15 protein-coding genes are annotated in these 18,054 nt (G+C 57.3%); 8 read left to right on the top strand and 7 right to left on the bottom strand.

Annotation, left to right across the window (positions count from 1 at the left end; translation table 11 throughout):
• Window positions 1–47 precede the first annotated feature (47 nt).
• Window positions 48–953: a DsbA family protein gene (locus FIL88_RS07575; RefSeq protein WP_246066643.1), complete on the bottom strand. Its 906-nt coding sequence runs from the start codon at window positions 951–953 to the stop codon at window positions 48–50.
• 120 nt (window positions 954–1,073) lie between these two features.
• On the opposite strand from FIL88_RS07575, the gene FIL88_RS07580 reads away from it, so the two are divergent.
• Complete coding sequence (locus FIL88_RS07580) at window positions 1,074–2,240, top strand: pyridoxal phosphate-dependent aminotransferase (protein WP_142853148.1); 1,167 nt, start codon at window positions 1,074–1,076, stop codon at window positions 2,238–2,240.
• A 298-nt stretch (window positions 2,241–2,538) separates the two neighbouring features.
• Window positions 2,539–4,743 carry a Hint domain-containing protein gene (locus FIL88_RS07585; protein WP_142853149.1) on the top strand — a complete coding sequence of 735 codons (2,205 nt, stop codon included), beginning with the start codon at window positions 2,539–2,541 and terminating at the stop codon, window positions 4,741–4,743.
• Between the two features lie 53 nt (window positions 4,744–4,796).
• On the opposite strand, the gene FIL88_RS07590 is transcribed toward FIL88_RS07585, so the two are convergent.
• The 4 genes from FIL88_RS07590 to FIL88_RS07605 form a co-directional block, all read right to left on the bottom strand.
• Window positions 4,797–5,255, bottom strand: coding sequence for a c-type cytochrome (locus FIL88_RS07590; protein WP_142853150.1), 459 nt, complete (start codon window positions 5,253–5,255; stop codon window positions 4,797–4,799).
• Between the two features lie 107 nt (window positions 5,256–5,362).
• Window positions 5,363–6,118, bottom strand: coding sequence for a gamma-glutamyl-gamma-aminobutyrate hydrolase family protein (locus tag FIL88_RS07595; RefSeq protein WP_142853151.1), 756 nt, complete (start codon window positions 6,116–6,118; stop codon window positions 5,363–5,365).
• 106 nt (window positions 6,119–6,224) lie between these two features.
• Window positions 6,225–6,653, bottom strand: coding sequence for a GlcG/HbpS family heme-binding protein (locus tag FIL88_RS07600; protein ID WP_142853152.1), 429 nt, complete (start codon window positions 6,651–6,653; stop codon window positions 6,225–6,227).
• An 8-nt stretch (window positions 6,654–6,661) separates the two neighbouring features.
• On the bottom strand, window positions 6,662–8,764 hold the full coding sequence (locus FIL88_RS07605) for a malate synthase G (RefSeq protein ID WP_142853153.1): 2,103 nt from the start codon (window positions 8,762–8,764) through the stop codon (window positions 6,662–6,664).
• 190 nt (window positions 8,765–8,954) lie between these two features.
• Between FIL88_RS07605 and pepN the strand changes: the two genes are divergently transcribed.
• Window positions 8,955–11,507 carry an aminopeptidase N gene (gene pepN / locus FIL88_RS07610; RefSeq protein ID WP_142853154.1) on the top strand — a complete coding sequence of 851 codons (2,553 nt, stop codon included), beginning with the start codon at window positions 8,955–8,957 and terminating at the stop codon, window positions 11,505–11,507.
• Window positions 11,508–11,571: 64 nt separating this feature from the next.
• On the top strand, window positions 11,572–12,099 hold the full coding sequence (locus tag FIL88_RS07615) for a hypothetical protein (RefSeq protein WP_142853155.1): 528 nt from the start codon (window positions 11,572–11,574) through the stop codon (window positions 12,097–12,099).
• A gap of 92 nt (window positions 12,100–12,191) precedes the next feature.
• Here the strand turns inward: FIL88_RS07615 and FIL88_RS07620 are convergent, their stop codons facing one another.
• Entirely contained in the window at window positions 12,192–12,788 is a 597-nt protein-coding gene (locus tag FIL88_RS07620) for a transglycosylase SLT domain-containing protein (RefSeq protein WP_246066644.1), read from the bottom strand.
• A 275-nt stretch (window positions 12,789–13,063) separates the two neighbouring features.
• Here FIL88_RS07620 and gatB point away from each other — a divergent pair, with 275 nt between their 5' ends.
• From gatB to FIL88_RS07635, 3 genes are all read left to right on the top strand, one after another.
• The gene (gatB, locus tag FIL88_RS07625; RefSeq protein ID WP_142853156.1) at window positions 13,064–14,578 is read left to right on the top strand and encodes an Asp-tRNA(Asn)/Glu-tRNA(Gln) amidotransferase subunit GatB; all 1,515 of its coding nucleotides are present in this window, start codon (window positions 13,064–13,066) and stop codon (window positions 14,576–14,578) included.
• Between the two features lie 77 nt (window positions 14,579–14,655).
• Window positions 14,656–16,371, top strand: coding sequence for a U32 family peptidase C-terminal domain-containing protein (locus FIL88_RS07630; RefSeq protein WP_246066645.1), 1,716 nt, complete (start codon window positions 14,656–14,658; stop codon window positions 16,369–16,371).
• A 101-nt stretch (window positions 16,372–16,472) separates the two neighbouring features.
• On the top strand, window positions 16,473–16,877 hold the full coding sequence (locus FIL88_RS07635) for a DUF4177 domain-containing protein (protein WP_142853158.1): 405 nt from the start codon (window positions 16,473–16,475) through the stop codon (window positions 16,875–16,877).
• 11 nt (window positions 16,878–16,888) lie between these two features.
• Here FIL88_RS07635 and FIL88_RS07640 read toward each other — a convergent pair whose 3' ends face one another.
• Window positions 16,889–17,146 carry a BolA family protein gene (locus tag FIL88_RS07640; protein ID WP_142853159.1) on the bottom strand — a complete coding sequence of 86 codons (258 nt, stop codon included), beginning with the start codon at window positions 17,144–17,146 and terminating at the stop codon, window positions 16,889–16,891.
• 76 nt (window positions 17,147–17,222) lie between these two features.
• Here FIL88_RS07640 and FIL88_RS07645 point away from each other — a divergent pair, with 76 nt between their 5' ends.
• The gene (locus FIL88_RS07645; protein WP_142853160.1) at window positions 17,223–17,849 is read left to right on the top strand and encodes a DnaJ domain-containing protein; all 627 of its coding nucleotides are present in this window, start codon (window positions 17,223–17,225) and stop codon (window positions 17,847–17,849) included.
• Window positions 17,850–18,054 lie beyond the last annotated feature (205 nt).

The following is an 18,054-nucleotide window of genomic DNA, read 5'->3' on the forward strand; positions in this document are numbered from 1 at the left end:
GCCATATGTCCTGACTTCTTGTTGGCTCTGACATTACTGGGCTCAGCTCACTGAGCGGCTCGGCCTTGCGCGACAAGATGCTGCATCTGATCCAGCTCCATAAACCCACGCGCCATTGTGTCATTCATGACAAAGGCAGGTGTGCCAGAGATCTGCAGCCGCTGACCCAAAGCACGGTTTTCGGCCAGAATACGTTCAACTTCGGGTGCATTCATCCCCGCAGCGATTGCTGCGCCGTCCAGCTCCAATTCGTTTGCGATCTCGATCAACCGCTGCTCGGTCAGGGTGCCGCGCACCGAGATCAGTTCGTCATGCAGCTTGCCATAGGCCGCTTCCCCGAATTGCTGTTGGGCCGATAAGGCGAATTGCGCCGACATCAAGCTGGCTTCGCTTAGGATTGGAAACTCTTTTAAAATCAAACGGATATTACCGTCCTCTGCCAAGAGATCCTGCAGTACATCATAGGCTTTGCGACAATAGCCACATTGGTAGTCCACAAACTCGACGATGGTATAGTCCCCATCCGGATTACCAGCTACATGCGAATAGCCGTCGCTAAACAGCGCATTGGCATTTACCGCGACAAGATCTTTGTCCTCTTGAACCTGTGCCTGTGCCTGCCGCTGCTCCAAAACGCCGATTGCTTCCATCAGCACCTCAGGATTCTCCAACAGATAGGCGCGCACCTCGTCACGAAAAGCGTTGCGCTCGTCTTCGGTCAGCGCCTCCAAATCCAGCGCGGATGCAGGCAGAGCTGTCGCCAAGCCTAGAACTGCTGTCAAAGTGGCAAGGCGCAGGGCGCGAGGCAAAGCAAATGTCATCTGGATGATGTTTCCCGTTTGGTCGCCCAGAAGGCGGTAAAAGATTTCGTTAAACAGGATGTACGCTAAACAGGTCGCGCTGCCAACCATCGCATATCGCTGCATCGCGCTAATCGGTGCATTCTGGCGCATTGACTTCCAGTGCCGCGAAAGGCAGGCAATGGGCGAAGTCCTTGGGGTACTAGCCTGCCTCTGGATCAGGTTGCAGAGGCACTCAGCGCCAATTACCGCACAGAAGTTGGGGGAAACAGTATGAAAGCATCTGACCGGGGTAAGGTGGATCCGTTCATCGTTATGGATGTCATGGAAGCCGCCCGCGCCGCCGAAGCATCGGGCCGCCACATCATTCATATGGAGGTCGGTCAGCCGTCCAGCCCCGCCCCCGAACGCGCACGTTCAGCCCTGACACGCGCGATGGGCGATGATGCGCTGGGATACACTGTTGCCCTGGGCCTTCCCGAACTTCGAGAAGGCATCGCAAAGCTTTATAAAGATTGGTATAATTTAGATCTCAACCCTGAACGCGTCGTGGTGACGCCCGGCAGTTCGGGGGCGTTCATTCTGGCCTTCACGGCCTTGTTCAACGCAGGTGACAAAGTGGGGCTGGGCGAGCCGGGATACCCGTCCTATCGCCAGATCCTGAAGGCGCTGAATTTGACGCCGGTCGGGCTGCAAACCAAGCCCGAGAACCGCCTGCAACCGGTGCCGTCAGACATTCCCGACGGATTGGCTGGATTGATCACTGCTTCACCCGCGAACCCGTCGGGCACCATGCTGGACCACGCCGCCCTTCAAGCCCTGATCGAGACCTGCCGTGCCAAAGACACCAGCTTCATCGCGGACGAGATCTATCACGGCTTGCAGTACGAAGGACGCGCCGTTTCAGCGCTGGAAGTGTCCGATGACATCTATGTGATCAACAGCTTTTCCAAGTATTTCTCGATGACCGGCTGGCGCGTTGGCTGGATGGTCGTGCCCGAGGATCACATTCGCATCATCGAACGCCTCGCCCAGAACATGTTCATCTGCCCGCCCCATGCCAGCCAGATCGCCGCACTAGCCGCATTGGATGCCCGTGACGAGCTTGACGCCAATCTTGCCACTTATCGTACCAACCGAAGGCTGATGCTGGACGAGCTTCCAAAAGCCGGGTTTGATAAAATTGCTCCGCCAGATGGCGCCTTCTATATCTACGCTGATATCAGCGCTTATACGAATGACAGTCGCGCCTTTGCCAAAAAGATCCTTGATCAGGCCGGTGTGGCCGTGACCCCAGGCATGGATTTTGACCCTGTGCGTGGACACCAGACGCTGCGGTTTTCCTATGCCCGTTCGACCGAGGATATACGCGAAGGTTTGGCGCGGCTGAGTCGTTTTATGAACGATCGGCAGCCCCAAAATATCTCGCAAAAATCGTAAACTTTTGACGGTATCACCACCCTTGGTTTATCAGTGGTCAACAATGAGGGGATTCCGCCAAGACTTTCCCCCAAAAGGTACTGAAAACCATGCATATTTGCCTTGAATTTGACGTATTTAAATTGTCTTTATCGATTAGTTTTACGTTGGGTGAACTAAAGGCCGATAGCGTGACTTGGGGAACGCAGTAGAAGAGATTTCCGATCGGCCGAAAGGGAAATGTACGAGTGGGAAGTGCCCGGTTGGTGGAGCCGGCGCAGTGGTATGTAGCGAGTAAGATAATTTTGGGGAAAATATCATGGCGACATTAGACAATGCCATTTGGCTGACGGGTACCAGTGGTGAGGCTGAGAACGGAAGCACGGTCATCTCTGACGGTGCGAATGACACGACCGTAACGGCATCTTTCACTGGCGACTGGGCTCCTGTCACGAATGGTGGCAGTACGATCGCAGACTTTGGTGGAAAATTCATCTCGTCGCAGAATACGGCGAATTACGAGTTTTCCAGCCCTATCGAGAACGTGTCATTTGATTTCCAACACGTGAATTCAAGTGGCTCGGCTAACGACGATTCCTGGACCATTCGTGCCTATGATGAAAATGGCGACCTCATCGACAGTGACGATATTGTCGCGTCCATCAGTGGACTTGATCAAGACACGGTAACGGTCAATCCAGATGGCTCGGTCACCATCGAAGCCGAAGGCAGTGCCGTCAATGATGTCTCCTTCAATTACACTGGTGGCTTTGTCTCTGAGATCAACCTGACATTCGAACCAGGCGACGACGCCTCTATCACCGGCGGCTCCGGCATTTCGGATTTGACGTTCGATATTGCACCGGACCTTGACGGTGACAACGTCCCCGACGCGATCGACATTGACGTGGATGGCGATGGCATCCTGAACGAAGATGAAGGCGCCGGCGACACAACGTTGACCGTCACGTTCGACGGTGATTTCTACTCGGGCTCCGAAAACTCGTGGGAGATTTTGGACGAGAATGGAAATGTCGTCGCATCAGGCGACGTCACATCTTCGGGCGTTGAAACGTGGGATGTTTCAGTTCCGCCGGGCTCCAACTACACGTTCAAAGTGGTTGATACCTTTGGCGATGGTTTGGGCTGGACAAGCGGCGACTCAAACTCGGATGCTGGTTTCTCGTTGTCTATTGGCGGCACAACGGTGCTCGACAATGGTGGCAATCCCATCAGCAGCACGGGATATGAAGACTTCGGAAGCGAGACGTCGTTCACGTTCGATCTTGATCCGCTAGATACAGACGGTGATGGAGTTGCCGACTATCTGGATCTGGACAGCGACAATGACGGCATTTTGGACAATGTCGAGGCACAAACCTCGACCGGCGATGTCGCCCCGACGGGCGTGGACAGCGATGGCGACGGTCTGGACGACGCCTATGACGCGACGCCAACAACAGGTGCTGTGGGATCGAACGGACTGTCCCCGGAAGACACGGACAATGATGGCGTAGACGACTATCTGGATCTGGACAGTGATAATGACGGTATCACGGATAACGTCGAGGCGCAGACCAGCACAGGTTATGTCGCTCCGACGGGCATCGATACAGATGGCGACGGAATTGACGACGCTTATGACGCGACCCCCACGACTGGATTGGCAGGCTCTAACGGCCTGACCCCGGAAGACACGGATGGGGACGACACGGAAGACTACCGCGACACGGACAGTGACGGTGATGGTATTTCCGACACGGATGAGGCCGGGCATGGTGTCGACCAAGCCGCCATTGACGCATCTGGTGATGCAGATGGCGACGGCATCAAAGACGTTGTCGATGACGTGGATGGTTGGGATGTCAACGACGATGATGTTGACGGTTCAGGCAATATCACCTTGGACGATACCGATGGGGACGCGGGCTCTGGCGGCGATTTCGACTATCGCGATGTGATCTGCTTTACGACGAACAGTCTGATCCTGACCGATCGTGGCGAGCGTCCCGTACAAGATTTGCGGGTCGGCGATATGGTCGTCACACGCGACCACGGTCTGCAGCCCATTCGCTGGACTGGCCGAAAAACCACGATTGGAGCAGGCCGTCTTGCCCCGGTCCGCATTCAGGCGGGAACATTTGGCAATCACAGCGATCTGATCGTGTCACCTCAGCACCGTATGGTGTATGAAGGACCGCAAGCGAACCTTTTGTTCGCCCAGCCCGAGGTCATGATCCCTGCCGTACATCTGCTGCATAGCGGAAGCGCCAAACAGACCGAGATGGAGCAGGTTACCTATTTCCATATCATGTTTGATGCGCATCAGGTGATCTTCGCCAACGGAGCAGCAACCGAAAGCTTCCACCCCGGCCACCAAGGCCTGAGCGCGGTACATGATGCCGCACGGGACGAGCTGTTCACCCTGTTCCCGGAATTGCGCAGCGAACCGCGCCAGTACGGAGACACGGCGCGCATGGTTCTGAAGGGCTATGAAGCACGCGTGCTGGACCTGACACGCTAAACTTCGCGTCACGTTTTGCAAAAGGGCCCCAGATTTCTGGGGCCCTTTTGCGTTCAGGAAATCCCGTTGGCTCGCTGAACCGCACGAAGGTATTTCACGATCTCAGCCATCTCGGCGCGGGTGATCCCGTTTACCGGCGGCATGTTGCCAAAGGTCCAATGATGCGCACGTACGCCGATCTCGGCTGCGCGGAAGAACGCAGCGTCCCCGTGATGCGAGGGTTCATAGATCTTATGGATCAGCGGCGGACCAGCCCCATCCAATCCCCCCGCTGACGGTCCATGACAGGCCGCACATTTCGCCGTGAACGCGCGGGCGCCAATCGTGTAGTCACCCCCCAGTTCGGGCAATGCTACCTGCACCATCTCGGTCGGTATGGTCGCAGATTGGACTGCACTGCCTGTCTGTTTGGTTCCAGACGCGTCGGGATCGGGGGACGCCCCCAACCCAATCCAAACCACCACGGCAATTCCGGCAAGTGCTGCCGCACCATAAAAATACGCTGGCCTCATCCTGATTATATCCCCGTCGAACTGTCATCTGACACAGCGATACGGGTTCCCGTAGGGGGAAGGTCAACGGCGCAGCAGGGCAAATTGGCTTGGTCACACGGAAGTGATCACGCGGGCCTGTCTGCGGCCCAGGCCCGAACCGCATCGCCAAACGCCGTGAACAACACGCGCGAGACGGGATCCTCGGCCGCCTGATACTCGGGATGCCATTGCACCGACAGCGTAAAACCCGGTGCATCTTTGATCACAATCGCTTCGGGCGTGCCGTCATCGGCGTGACCTTCAATAATCACCCGGGGGCCTGACGTCTTGATCCCCTGCCCGTGCAACGTGTTGGTCCGCACGCTTTCCCCCAGCAAATCGCAGAACACGCCGCCCTTGTCGAAATGCACGTCATGGCGAATGGCAAACTTTTCTTCCAGCGTTCCATCCGGCGGCATACGGTGGTTCATCCGTCCCGGAAGCTCACGAATTTCAGGGTACAGCGAACCGCCCATGGCCACGTTGACTTCTTGAAAGCCGCGACAGATCCCGAAAAACGGCTGGCCCCGATCCACGCATGCACGGATCAACGGCAGTGTGATGGCATCACGGCAGCGGTCGAATTCTCCATGCGCTTCGGTTTCATCTTCGCCATATTCTGCTGGGTGGACGTTGGGGCGCCCGCCGGTGAACAGAAACCCGTCGCAGGTCTCTAGCAGCTCGTCCACCGTGACAAACCGCGGATCAGTTGGGACGATCAGGGGCAAACAGCCCGCCACCTGTGCCACCGCCTCGGAATTCATGGTGCCGCCCGCATGGGTCGGATAGTTGTCATTCAACAAATAGGAGTTGCCGATAATGCCGACGATTGGGCGTTTCATGTATGCTCCGACGCTTTTGATATATTCATTTCCCGGAACGTAAAACAGCGCAAAGGGAAGTTCAAACCCCTTGCGCTGCGTCTTGTTCACACGTGATCAGCGGTGATCAACCGTCTGCAATCAGCCCCACCGCATGGATGCCCGCAGTGCCCGCAGCCAGATCGTTTTCCGACGTGTCCCCAGTCACCCCGACCGCCCCGATCACGTCGCCTGCATCATTGCGCACCAAAATGCCGCCCGGCACCGGCACCAACTTGCCATCATAGGCCGCCCCTGCGGCCGCGACGAAATAGGCCTGTACCTCGGCCCGATCGCGTTGCGCCGTCCCGCCGATCCCAAGCATGACCGAGCCATAGGCCTTGCCGCGTGCGATCTCGAACCGACCCGGAGGTGCCCCATCCGCACGCTCAAAGGCCTGCACATGCCCACCGGAATCAACAACAACCACGGACAGCGGCTTCATACCTTTTTCGCGTCCATAGGCCATCGTATCGTGAATGATAACGCGGGCTGCGTCCAAAGTGATACGGTTCATTTCGTCCCTCAAGCCTCTGATTTCTTTTCCAAACGCCGCGCATGCAGCACGGGTTCAGTATAGCCTGACGGTTGCACACGTCCCTTGAACACAAGGTCGCAGGCGGCCTGAAATGCAACACCATCATAGCCGGGCGCCATGGGCAGATAATCGGGATCACCTTCGTTCTGTGCGTCAACCTTTACCGCCATCTTGCGCAGGGCTGACATAACCTCGTCTTGGTGCACCACGCCGTGGTGCAGCCAATTGGCCAGCGCCTGCGAGGAAATCCGACAGGTTGCGCGGTCTTCCATCAGGCCCACATCGTGAATGTCGGGCACTTTCGAACAGCCAACACCTGCGTCAACCCAGCGGACCACATAGCCCAGAATGCCTTGGGCATTGTTTTCAATCTCTTCACGGATCTCGGCTTCGGACCAGTTCACACCGGTGGCGACCGGGATCGTCAGAAGATCGTCCAACGTTCCCCGCGCCCCGCCTTCCAGCAGCTCGTCTTGGCGCGCCAGAACATCCACTTGGTGATAATGTGTAGCATGCAAGGTCGCGGCGGTGGGGCTTGGCACCCAAGCACAGGTTGCGCCTGCCATCGGATGGCCGATCTTCTGTTCCAGCATGTCCGCCATCCGATCCGGCGCGGCCCACATGCCTTTGCCGATCTGTGCCCGGCCTTTCAGCCCACAGGCCAGACCAATGTCGACATTGCGATCCTCGTAAGACGCAATCCACGGCGCATTCTTCATGTCCCCCTTGCGGATCATTGGCCCCGCTTCCATCGACGAATGGATTTCGTCCCCCGTCCGGTCAAGGAAACCTGTATTGATAAAGGCCACGCGGTGTTTGGCAGCGCGGATGCATTCCTTCAAGTTCACCGAGGTGCGGCGCTCTTCATCCATAATGCCCAACTTTACGGTGTAGCGCGGCAATCCCAAAAGAGTTTCAACGCGGTCGAAGATCTGATCCGAGAAGGCGACTTCCTCGGGGCCGTGCATCTTAGGCTTCACCACGTAGACCGAGCCTGTGACCGAATTCCCGCCTTCGCGCTTCAGATCATGCATGGCACACAGCGTGGTGATCACAGCATCCATCAACCCCTCGGGCACTTCTGACCCATCGGGCAGCAGGATCGCCGGATTGGTCATCAGATGCCCGACATTGCGCACCAACATCAGGGCGCGGCCCTTCACAGTCACCTCGCCGTCCGGGCCGTCAAATGTCAGGTCGTCATTCAATTTGCGGGTAAAAGTCTTGCCGCCTTTGCTAACCTCTTCGGTCAGCGAACCATCCATCAATCCCAGCCAGTTGGAATAGGCCAGCACTTTGTCTTCAGCATCAACGGCGGCAACGCTGTCTTCGCAATCCATAATTGCCGACAATGCGCTTTCCAGCCGCACATCAGACAAACCAAGGGGATCCGAGGCGCCGATCTCGGTCGTGTCATCAAAGTCAAGAATGATCTTCAAGCCATTGCTTTCATAGAAGAACAACGTATTACGACCGCCCAGAAACTGCCCCGGATTGGCCAGCGTCGGGGGTGTCATTCCAATGCGCATTGCCTCGGCCCAACTGCCATTGGCCAGCGGCAAAACCCCATCAAGGAAGCTTTTGGCGGCTGCGATCACCCGCGCACCACGCGCCGGATCATACCCCTTGCCCGTTGGCAGATCGCCCAAGGCGTCCGAACCATAAAGCGCGTCATACAGGCTTCCCCAGCGTGCATTCGCCGCGTTCAGCGCATAGCGCGCATTCATAATCGGCACCACCAGTTGCGGGCCGGGAATTGAGGCGATCTCGGGGTCCGTGTTTTGCGTCTCGATCGAAAAATCCGGCCCTTCCGGAACAAGATATCCAATCTCTTCCAAGAATGCGCTATATGCGGCTGCATCATGTGGCTGACCAGCGCGGGCTTTGTGCCAATCGTCCAGTTGGGTTTGAATCTGGGTGCGTTTCTCAAGCAGTGCACGGTTGACCGGTGTCAGATCAGCCAGAATTTCCGCAAAGCCCTTCCAGAAATCATCATATCTTAGCGCGGTCCCAGCCAGCGCACGAGTTTCCAGAAAACGGCCCAGTTCGCGATGAACCTGAAGCCCTGCCCGTTCGATATAGTCGCTCATCCCGACCCCTTTCTTGAAACTTTTGTCCGGGCAAGAGTTTCCGATAAGAAACAGATGCGCAAGTATGTTTATTTTGACGTCGGTTAAGCTGAGCCTAACCGCACTGACGCCAGTTCCCGCCACCCGGGCTTGCAGCCCTGCGACTGTGCGCATAGGTTTCTGGCCTGGACACATCCCTGAAGGACATCCCATGAAAGACGCTGCCCCCCAACCGATCTATCTGGCCGACTATACGCCCCCCGCATACTTGATCGACGGGGTCGAGCTGGAGTTTCATCTGCACCCGACAGCCACGCGGGTCGTGTCGAAAATCCGTTTCACACCGAACCCCAAAGCAGTCAGCCGAGATTTTTTCCTGCATGGCGAAGGCCTTACCCTGATCCGCGCCGCGATTGATGGCACCGATATTACCCCCGATCTGGTCGAGGGGGGATTGAAAGCCGATGTCCCAGACGCGCCGTTTCTGTGGGAAGCCGAGGTCGAAATCAGCCCCGAAACCAACACGGCGCTGGAAGGGCTTTACATGTCGAATGGCATGTATTGCACCCAATGCGAGGCCGAAGGCTTTCGCCGCATCACCTATTACCCGGACCGCCCCGATGTGATGGCCCCGTTCAAGGTGCGCATCGAAGGTCGTGAACCGGTGATGCTGTCCAATGGCAACCCGATCGCGTCGGGTGAAGGTTGGGCCGAATGGGATGACCCATGGCCAAAGCCCGCCTATCTGTTCGCGCTTGTCGCGGGCGATCTGGTTGCCCGCGATGACAGCTTCACCACCATGTCCGGCAAAGATGTGGGCCTGAAACTTTGGGTGCGTCCGGGTGACGAAGGCAAGACCGCGTTTGGCATGCAGGCGCTGAAGGATTCGATGAAATGGGATGAAGAGGTTTACGGCCGCGAGTACGATCTGGACATCTTCCAGATCGTCGCCGTCAGTGACTTCAACATGGGCGCGATGGAAAACAAGGGGTTGAATATCTTCAACACCTCGGCGGTGCTGGCCAGCCCTGAAACCTCGACCGATGCAAATTTCGAGCGGATCGAAGCCATCATTGCCCATGAATATTTCCACAACTGGACAGGCAACCGGATCACCTGCCGCGACTGGTTCCAGCTGAGCCTGAAGGAAGGGCTGACCGTATTCCGCGACCAGCAATTCTCGGGCGATATGCGGTCGAAAGCGGTGTGCCGTATTAATGATGTGTCAGCACTGCGCGGGCGGCAATTCCGCGAGGACAATGGCCCGCTGGCGCACCAAGTGCAGCCTGACAGCTTTGTCGAGATCAACAATTTCTACACGGCTACCATCTATGAAAAAGGGGCCGAGCTGATCCGCATGTTGCGGGTTCTGGTTGGTGATGATGCCTATGACAAAGCGCTGGATCTGTATTTCACCCGTCACGACGGCGAGGCCGCCACGATCGAGGATTGGGTCAAGGTCTTTGAGGACAGCACCAGGCGCGATCTGACGCAGTTCCGCCGCTGGTACAAACAGGCCGGCACCCCGCGTGTTGCTGTGTCCGAGGATTGGGCCGACGGCACCTATACGATGACGTTCAAGCAGTCGACGCCCCCCACCCCGGGTCAGGACGAAAAACTGCCGCAGCACATCCCGCTGGCCGTTGGTCTTCTGGGCCCCAATGGGGACGAGGTTCTGCCCACGCAGATCCTTGAAATGACCGAGGCAGAACAGAGCTTCACCTTCGAGGGGCTGGCGGCCAAGCCCGTGCCCTCGATCCTGCGCCACTTCTCGGCCCCGGTGATCCTTGAACGCGACAGCACCGCACAGGAACGCGCATTCCTGCTCGCACATGACACGGACCCGTTCAACAAGTGGGAAGCTGGCCGGACGTTGGCCAAGGACGTGCTGGTTGCCCTGATCACCGGCGAGGACGCGCCGCTCGAGGACTATCTAAGCGCCATCACCGTAATGCTGCGCGACGACAGCCTTGACCCCGCCTTCCGCGCGTTGACGCTGGGCCTGCCCAGTCAGGATGATCTGGCGCAAACGCTGTTTGATGCGGGCCTGACACCGGATCCGATGAAGATCTACCGTGCGCAGCAAACGCTTAAACAAGCGATGGCCGAGCATCTTCAGGATCTACTGCCGCGCCTGATGGCAGACATGGATGTGACCGAGCCGTTCCAGCCGAATGCCGAGCAAGCAGGCAAACGCGCGCTGGGTCTTGGTCTTCTGAACCTCTTGAACCGTCTGGATGGTGGCGCGGCAGCGCAGGCGCTTTACGATCGCGCAGATAATATGACGCTTCGTCTGGGCGCTTTGGGTGATCTTCTGCAAGCCCAGAAAGGCGACGCGGCACTGGCGGATTTTCGGGCACAGTTTGAAACGGACGAGTTGGTGATGGACAAGTGGTTTGCGATGCAAGTCACCCATTCCGCCCCGGAAGACACTGCCCAGATCGTCGCCAAACTGACCGAAGACAGCGCCTTCAACTGGAAAAACCCCAACCGCTTCCGCGCCGTCTTTGGTGCCTTCATCATGAACCCGGCCGGTTTCCACAATGCCTCGGGCGAGGGTTATAAACTGTTTGCCGATTGGTTGATCAAACTGGACCCGGTGAACCCGCAGATCGCCGCGCGCATGTCATCAGGGTTTGAGACGTGGCGGCGCTATGATGCGGATCGTCAGGGCATGATGAAAACCCAGATCGAACGGGTTCTGGCGACCGAAGGACTAAGCCGTGACAGTCAGGAAATGCTGGGCCGCATCCTGAACGGTTAACCCTTTACAAATCATTCAATATTCGCTCAATCTTCGAGCGAATATTGAAGCAAGGGATTCATCTATGCCCATTCTAGGCTTGCTTGGCACGCTGATTGTCGCCGGAATTTTCTGGTATGTCCGAAATCGCGGGGCTGTCGGGACTGTTGAAGATGTCGTTGAACTGGCTGGCGAGGCGCGGCGCGCGCCCCGTCGCATGCGCTTCAAACGGCAGGCCAACATCCACCCGGTGCAGCAATGCGAACATCCGGACGAGCTGGTCGCCGCTTATGCGGCCGCCTTCATGGAAATGGATGGGCTACCCAGTCGGGACGCGCAACAGGCCAGCGTCGCCAGCCTGAGCCGCCTCTACAACACAACCCTGCAAGACGCGGAAGAGCTACAAGCCTATGGGCGCTGGTTGATGGCTGAGTGCGGCACGCCCGAGCAGGCCATCGCGCGTCTTGGCAAGCGCCTGTACAAACTTGATGGCAGCGGATCGTTTAACAACCTGATGTCTGTAGTTTCAGACATCACGACAGCCAGTGGCGGTTTAAGCGCGCGCCAGAAAGAGGCGCTTGGTCAAATCCAATCGGACTTCCGCATCCAATAAGGACATAGACATAAGAGAAGGGCGGGAAATACTCCCGCCCTTCTCTTTTCACACCGACCCTAGGGCCGTTGTATTCAATATTCCGCCAGCGCTTAGCTGGTTGTGCAATAGTTCTGTTCGCGCACCCATGCACGCATTTGCTCGCGCTTACGCTTGGAATGGAATGGCCCCCAATCAGCGGCCACGCCCTTCATCCCACGCGATACCACGTTGTCACGCGGCACAGTCACGGACATAATCCGAACAGCACAGCTGAGGTTCATTTCACCGTTTTTCAGTGCCTCGCCCGAGCGCGCCTCGCAGCCATATCCGCGAGCGGTCGCAGGTAGGATTTGCACCAGCCCATACCATTTTCCACCGCCACCTACGGCGGTCTGACGCCATGTGCTTTCATAAAATGACAGTGACGACAGAAGCCCAGCCCAGAACGCATTGCGCCCGGCGGTATCCTGATTTTCGTAATCCGGGCACCATTCCCCGATATCAGATGGCACACTTTGCGACAAAGCCGCACCATGGTTTTCCAAAGCCGCAATAGTCGCTTCGGTCCAGGCTTTGGCATGAGGCTTCTCATCCCACTGCATCGTCAATACCGGCTGACGTGGTGCGCTTGTGCCATAAAAACCTTCGGCCATAGCGGTTTCAGACAGCATTACTGCTGCCACAAGGCCCATAGTGATCCGTTTCATTTTTCCCACCTACATCGGTTGCAGACGTTCCCCGGCGTCCGATCAGCGCCAGATAAGGCGCTTACTTGCGTTCTGCAACCCCTAGATTGCGGCACCGCAGCAATAAGCCAAAAATTGCTGATATACCTTTAACGCAGAGCTGCCATGCATCGCACCAACCTCAGCTCCCTGAATATCGCGACCGACCTGACCCGCTTGCGCCGCGCCTGCCCTCTTGCCCCTGCCCGTCACCTCAACTAGAACCCGGTCAGGTTTTGACACTTGGGAAAACACACATGCTTGATCATCTCGCCTATGAAAGCCCGCAGCCGAAAGTGATTGCTGGGGCGAAGGACGACTGGGAACTGGTCATTGGGATGGAAATCCACGCGCAGGTCAGCTCGAACGCGAAGCTGTTTTCGGGCGCGTCGACCAAGTTTGGGGCGGAACCCAATTCAAACGTGGCCTTCGTGGACAGTGCCATGCCGGGCATGCTGCCTGTGATCAATGAATTCTGTGTCGAGCAAGCCGTGCGCACGGGTCTGGGCCTGAAGGCGGATATCAACCTGTTCTCGGCCTTTGACCGCAAGAACTATTTCTATCCGGACCTGCCGCAGGGCTATCAGATCTCGCAACTCTATCACCCCATCGTGGGTGAAGGCGAAGTGATCGTCGATATGGGGCCGGGTGTCGCGCGCAAAGTGCGGATCGAGCGGATCCACCTTGAGCAGGACGCCGGTAAATCCGTGCACGACATGGACCCGAACATGTCCTTCGTTGATCTGAACCGTACGGGCGTTGCGCTGATGGAAATCGTCAGCCGCCCCGACATTCGCGGGCCCGAGGAAGCCGCCGCCTACGTCACCAAGATGCGCCAGATCCTGCGTTATCTAGGCACGTGTGATGGCAACATGCAAAATGGCAACCTGCGCGCGGATGTGAACGTGTCCGTCTGCCGCCCCGGGCAGTATGAGAAGTACATGGAGACGCAGGACTTCGGTCATCTGGGCACCCGCTGCGAAATTAAGAACATGAACTCGATGCGCTTCATTCAGGCGGCAATCGACTATGAAGCAAAACGTCAAATCGCCATCCTGGAAGATGGCGGCGAGGTCGTGCAGGAAACCCGCCTGTATGATGCGGATAAGAACGAAACCCGTTCGATGCGCTCGAAGGAAGAAGCACACGACTATCGCTACTTCCCCTGCCCCGATCTGCTTCCGTTAGAGATCGAGCAGGAATGGGTGGACGACATCGCCAAAACCCTGCCCGAACTGCCGGACGAGAAGAAAGCGCGTTTCGTGACCGAGTTTGGTCTGTCGGAATACGACGCCGACGTGCTGACCGCCGAAGCCGAGAACGCTGCCTTCTTTGAAGAAGTGGCCGATGGCAATGACGGCAAGTTGGCCGCGAACTGGGTCATTAACGAGCTGTTCGGCCGCCTGAAGAAAGAAGATCATTCGATCACCGATAGCCCGGTCAGCCCGGCGCAGCTGGGTGGCATCATCAAGCTGATCGCAAAGGGCGACATCTCGGGCAAGATCGCCAAGGATCTGTTCGAAATCGTCTATACCGAAGGCGGCGACCCGGCAGAAATCGTGGAAGCGCGCGGTATGAAGCAGGTCACCGACACCGGCGCCATAGAAGCTGCCGTGGACGAGGTGATCGCCGCCAACCCGGCACAGGTCGAGAAAGCCAAACAGAACCCCAAGCTGGTGGGATTCTTCGTCGGTCAGGTGATGAAAGCCACCGGTGGCAAGGCCAACCCGAAGGCCGTGAACGAAATTGTGACGGCCAAGCTGGGTCTCTGATTTCACACGGAAAAACTCAACCCGAAGACCCCGGCAGGTACTGCGCGGGGTTTTCGCAATTTACGTCAAGCCGCCAAATGCGCGAACAAAACGGTGATGCCATGACCAACCAGACCACAGTGAATACCCCCGGGCGCCGCTCGGAACTTCTGATGCCTGCGGGCAATTTGCGGAAACTGAAGATGGCCGTGCTGTACGGCGCGGACGCGGTGTATTTGGGCACGCCCGATATGTCGCTGCGCACCAAGTCGCAGTTTTCACTGGAAGAGGTGATCGAGGGGGTCGAGTTCTGCCACGCCCATGGTCGCCGCGCCTATCTGACGCTGAACCTGTTCAGCCATAACAAAGATATTCCGAAGCTGGACGAATACATCGACACGGTGCGCAAGGTGAAGCCTGACGGGCTGATCATCGCGGATCCGGGCGTGTTCCAATACGTGCGTACCCGCGCGCCAGAACTGCCCCTGCATATCTCGACCCAGGCTAATGTCTGTTCGTGGTTGTCGGTGAAATTCTGGGAAGATCAGGGCGCGGAACTGGTCGTTCTGGCGCGCGAAGTGTCCTATCCCGAGCTGGTGGAAATTCGTGAAGAATGCCCGGATGTGAAGCTTGAAGCCTTCGTCCACGGCGCCATGTGCATGACCTATTCCGGGCGCTGCCTGCTATCCAATTTCATGGCCGAACGCGGCGCAAACCAAGGCAACTGTGCGAACTCGTGTCGTTGGAACTATGGCGTGCGGATGCGCCTGAAAGACGGCACGATCGAAGATCTGAACATCACCGAAGACAACGCGGATATGTTCGAATTCCTGCTGGAAGAAGGATGCCGCCCCGGTGAATTCATGCCGATCGAGGAAGACGGGCGTGGTTCCTACATCCTGAACTCGCGCGATCTGTGCATCATGCCGAAGCTGGACGAGTATCTGAAAATCGGCGTCGACAGCCTGAAGGTCGAAGGGCGCGGCAAGTCGGAATACTATTGCGCCATCGTCGCCCGCGCCTATCGCATGGCCATCGATGACTACTATGAGGACCCGGAAAACTGGGATCCGAAACCTTACATGCGCGAGCTGGAAGCGGTTGGAAACCGGGGCTATACGCTGGCCTTCCACCACGGTCGCCTGACCAACTATGCCCATGACTACGAACACACAGCCGCACTGGCCCAGTGGGAATATGCAGGCGTCGTGACCGATGTGACCGAGGACGCGTTCCTGGTCGAAGTAAAGAACAAGCTGGAAGCAGGTGAGGTGCTGGAATTCATCTCACCCATCGCGCGCGACACCGTTCTGCTGCGGATGTATGAGTTCGAGGACTACCACAAGGGTGACATCAAAGAGGTCGTCCATGGCAGCACCAAGACTACAATCCGCGTCCCTTTCGCGCTGTTCGATCACGAGGATCTGGACGATCTGAAAGCCCGCTTCCCGGCCTTCACTGTCTTGCGCAAGGAAAAGGCGCTGACAGACGAACAGTGGAAACGCATCCGCTTTGATAAGCTGACGCAAGGGCTTGAAATGTCGGAAAAAGAGAACCCTAAAGCCTATGAAAAGCGCCGCGATGATCTGGCCGATGCGATTGCTGCGGATGGTCGAGAAACGCGTTTGAAGACCAATCGCGTGGGGACTGATGGCTGCTGTGGTAAAGGCTGCAATGGTTGCCTGATCTTCTGGGAAGACGACCAATACGCCCGTGCCCGCGAGGTGCTTCTGAAGCGCAAACAGGGCGAACAGTTGTCACGCGCCGAAGCAACGGCCCTGAAACAGGACACCCCGCCACGTTTGGTCAGCTAACCCAATCGGGGGATCCCGCCGCTGGGGGTATCCCTCACTTGGCGCTGGGACCACAATCCGTCTATACGGCGTGCAGCCGGACAAACTGAAAAGGTCATCTTATGACGCGTTACGAATACCAAGTGATCCCGGCCCCACGCAAAGGCAAGAAAGCCCGCGGCGTTAAGGGGACCGAGGCCCGTTTTGCCTATGCAATGCAAGAGGCGCTGAACGACGAGGCCGCAGAGGGCTGGGAATATGTGCGCACTGACACGTTGCCCAGCGAAGAGCGCTCGGGCCTGACGGGACGCACCACGATCTATCAGAACCTGCTGGTGTTCCGCCGCCGAGTTGAAGAGCTGTCGGATGATGTCGAATCTGCAGCCGATGCAGCCCCAGCCGAGGCCAAGACGCCAAAAGTCGAGGTCAAGGATGAGGGCGACAACAACGCGCCTACCCTGCCCTCGGCCACGGATGCGAATGAAGCCGGCGACGCCGCCCCCAGCATTGAGCGCGACGACCGCTAACTCGGCGGCGCCTAGCCGGAAATCTCAAGCGCAAGGGCGTGAATCTCGGCCACGAGATCTGCGCCCAGTGCCTTGTGCACAGCGCGGTGACGGTTGATGCGTGTCATATCGGCAAATTCTGGCGCACGAAGGATCACACGAAAATGGCTCTCTCCGCCGTCCTGATACCCCGCATGCCCGCGGTGTTGCTCGCTTTCATCAATGACTTCAAGCAATTCTGGATGAAACGCGGCGGACAGAGCTGCGTGAATTCGTTCAGATCTATTCATTTATTCGCAGTTCCCTCTTCAATCCCGGTGAAAAAGCACTAAACTCTCGGGTCCGAGTCGAAAAGAGAAGATTACGATGTCCAACGATGATCCCTTTGGTTTTGACATGTCCGTCTCGGCGGCGAAAAAACGCAATCCGCGTGGCAAACGTGGCATGTCTGGCGCGTTTGAAACCTCGAAACGTGTCTGTGAGCACCCCGGCTGTAAAGAAGCTGGTCAATACCGCGCGCCCCGCTCGCCCGATCATTTGGACGAGTTCAAGTGGTTCTGCAAAGACCATGTGCGCGAGTATAACTTGAAATGGAATTTCTTCGACGGCGCGACCGAAGAGGAAATGGACGAGCAGATGGAAAAGGATCGCGTGTGGGAGCGTGAGACGAAGCCATTGGGCACCAAGGACGAACAGCGGGCTTGGGCACGTCTTGGCGTGGATGACCCACATCAGGTTCTGGGTGCTAATGCGACGCAGAACCCGGGGAAATCCATCACCGGCACGCGCAAGCTGCCCCCTACGGAACGCCGTGCCATCGATATTCTGGAAGCCAAGGATCACTGGACCAAGGCCGAGATCCGCAAATCCTATAAAAAACTGATCAAAGTGTTGCACCCGGATATGAATGGCGGCGATCGCAGCCAGGAAGATCAGCTGCAGGAGGTTCGCTGGGCGTGGGACCAGATCAAAGAAAGCCGCAGCTTTAAGTGATTCACCTGCTGCACGGCCCAACTGAGGTCTGCAAACAATCAGATTGAAGGCGGGCGCCTTAGCCCCCTTCGTGTCGGAATTTTACCAATTGGTCAGGCCAGACACGCTACGTCATTAGGGCCAGCCTTGCCTTGCGTCACCTTTTCCCCGCGCTTCCCCTTGCACGCGTGATCTTCATCGGGCATCACGTCCATAACAACAGTAA

The sequence above is a fragment of the Aliiroseovarius halocynthiae genome, from assembly GCF_007004645.1.
Classification (GTDB): Bacteria; Pseudomonadota; Alphaproteobacteria; order Rhodobacterales; family Rhodobacteraceae; genus Aliiroseovarius; species Aliiroseovarius halocynthiae.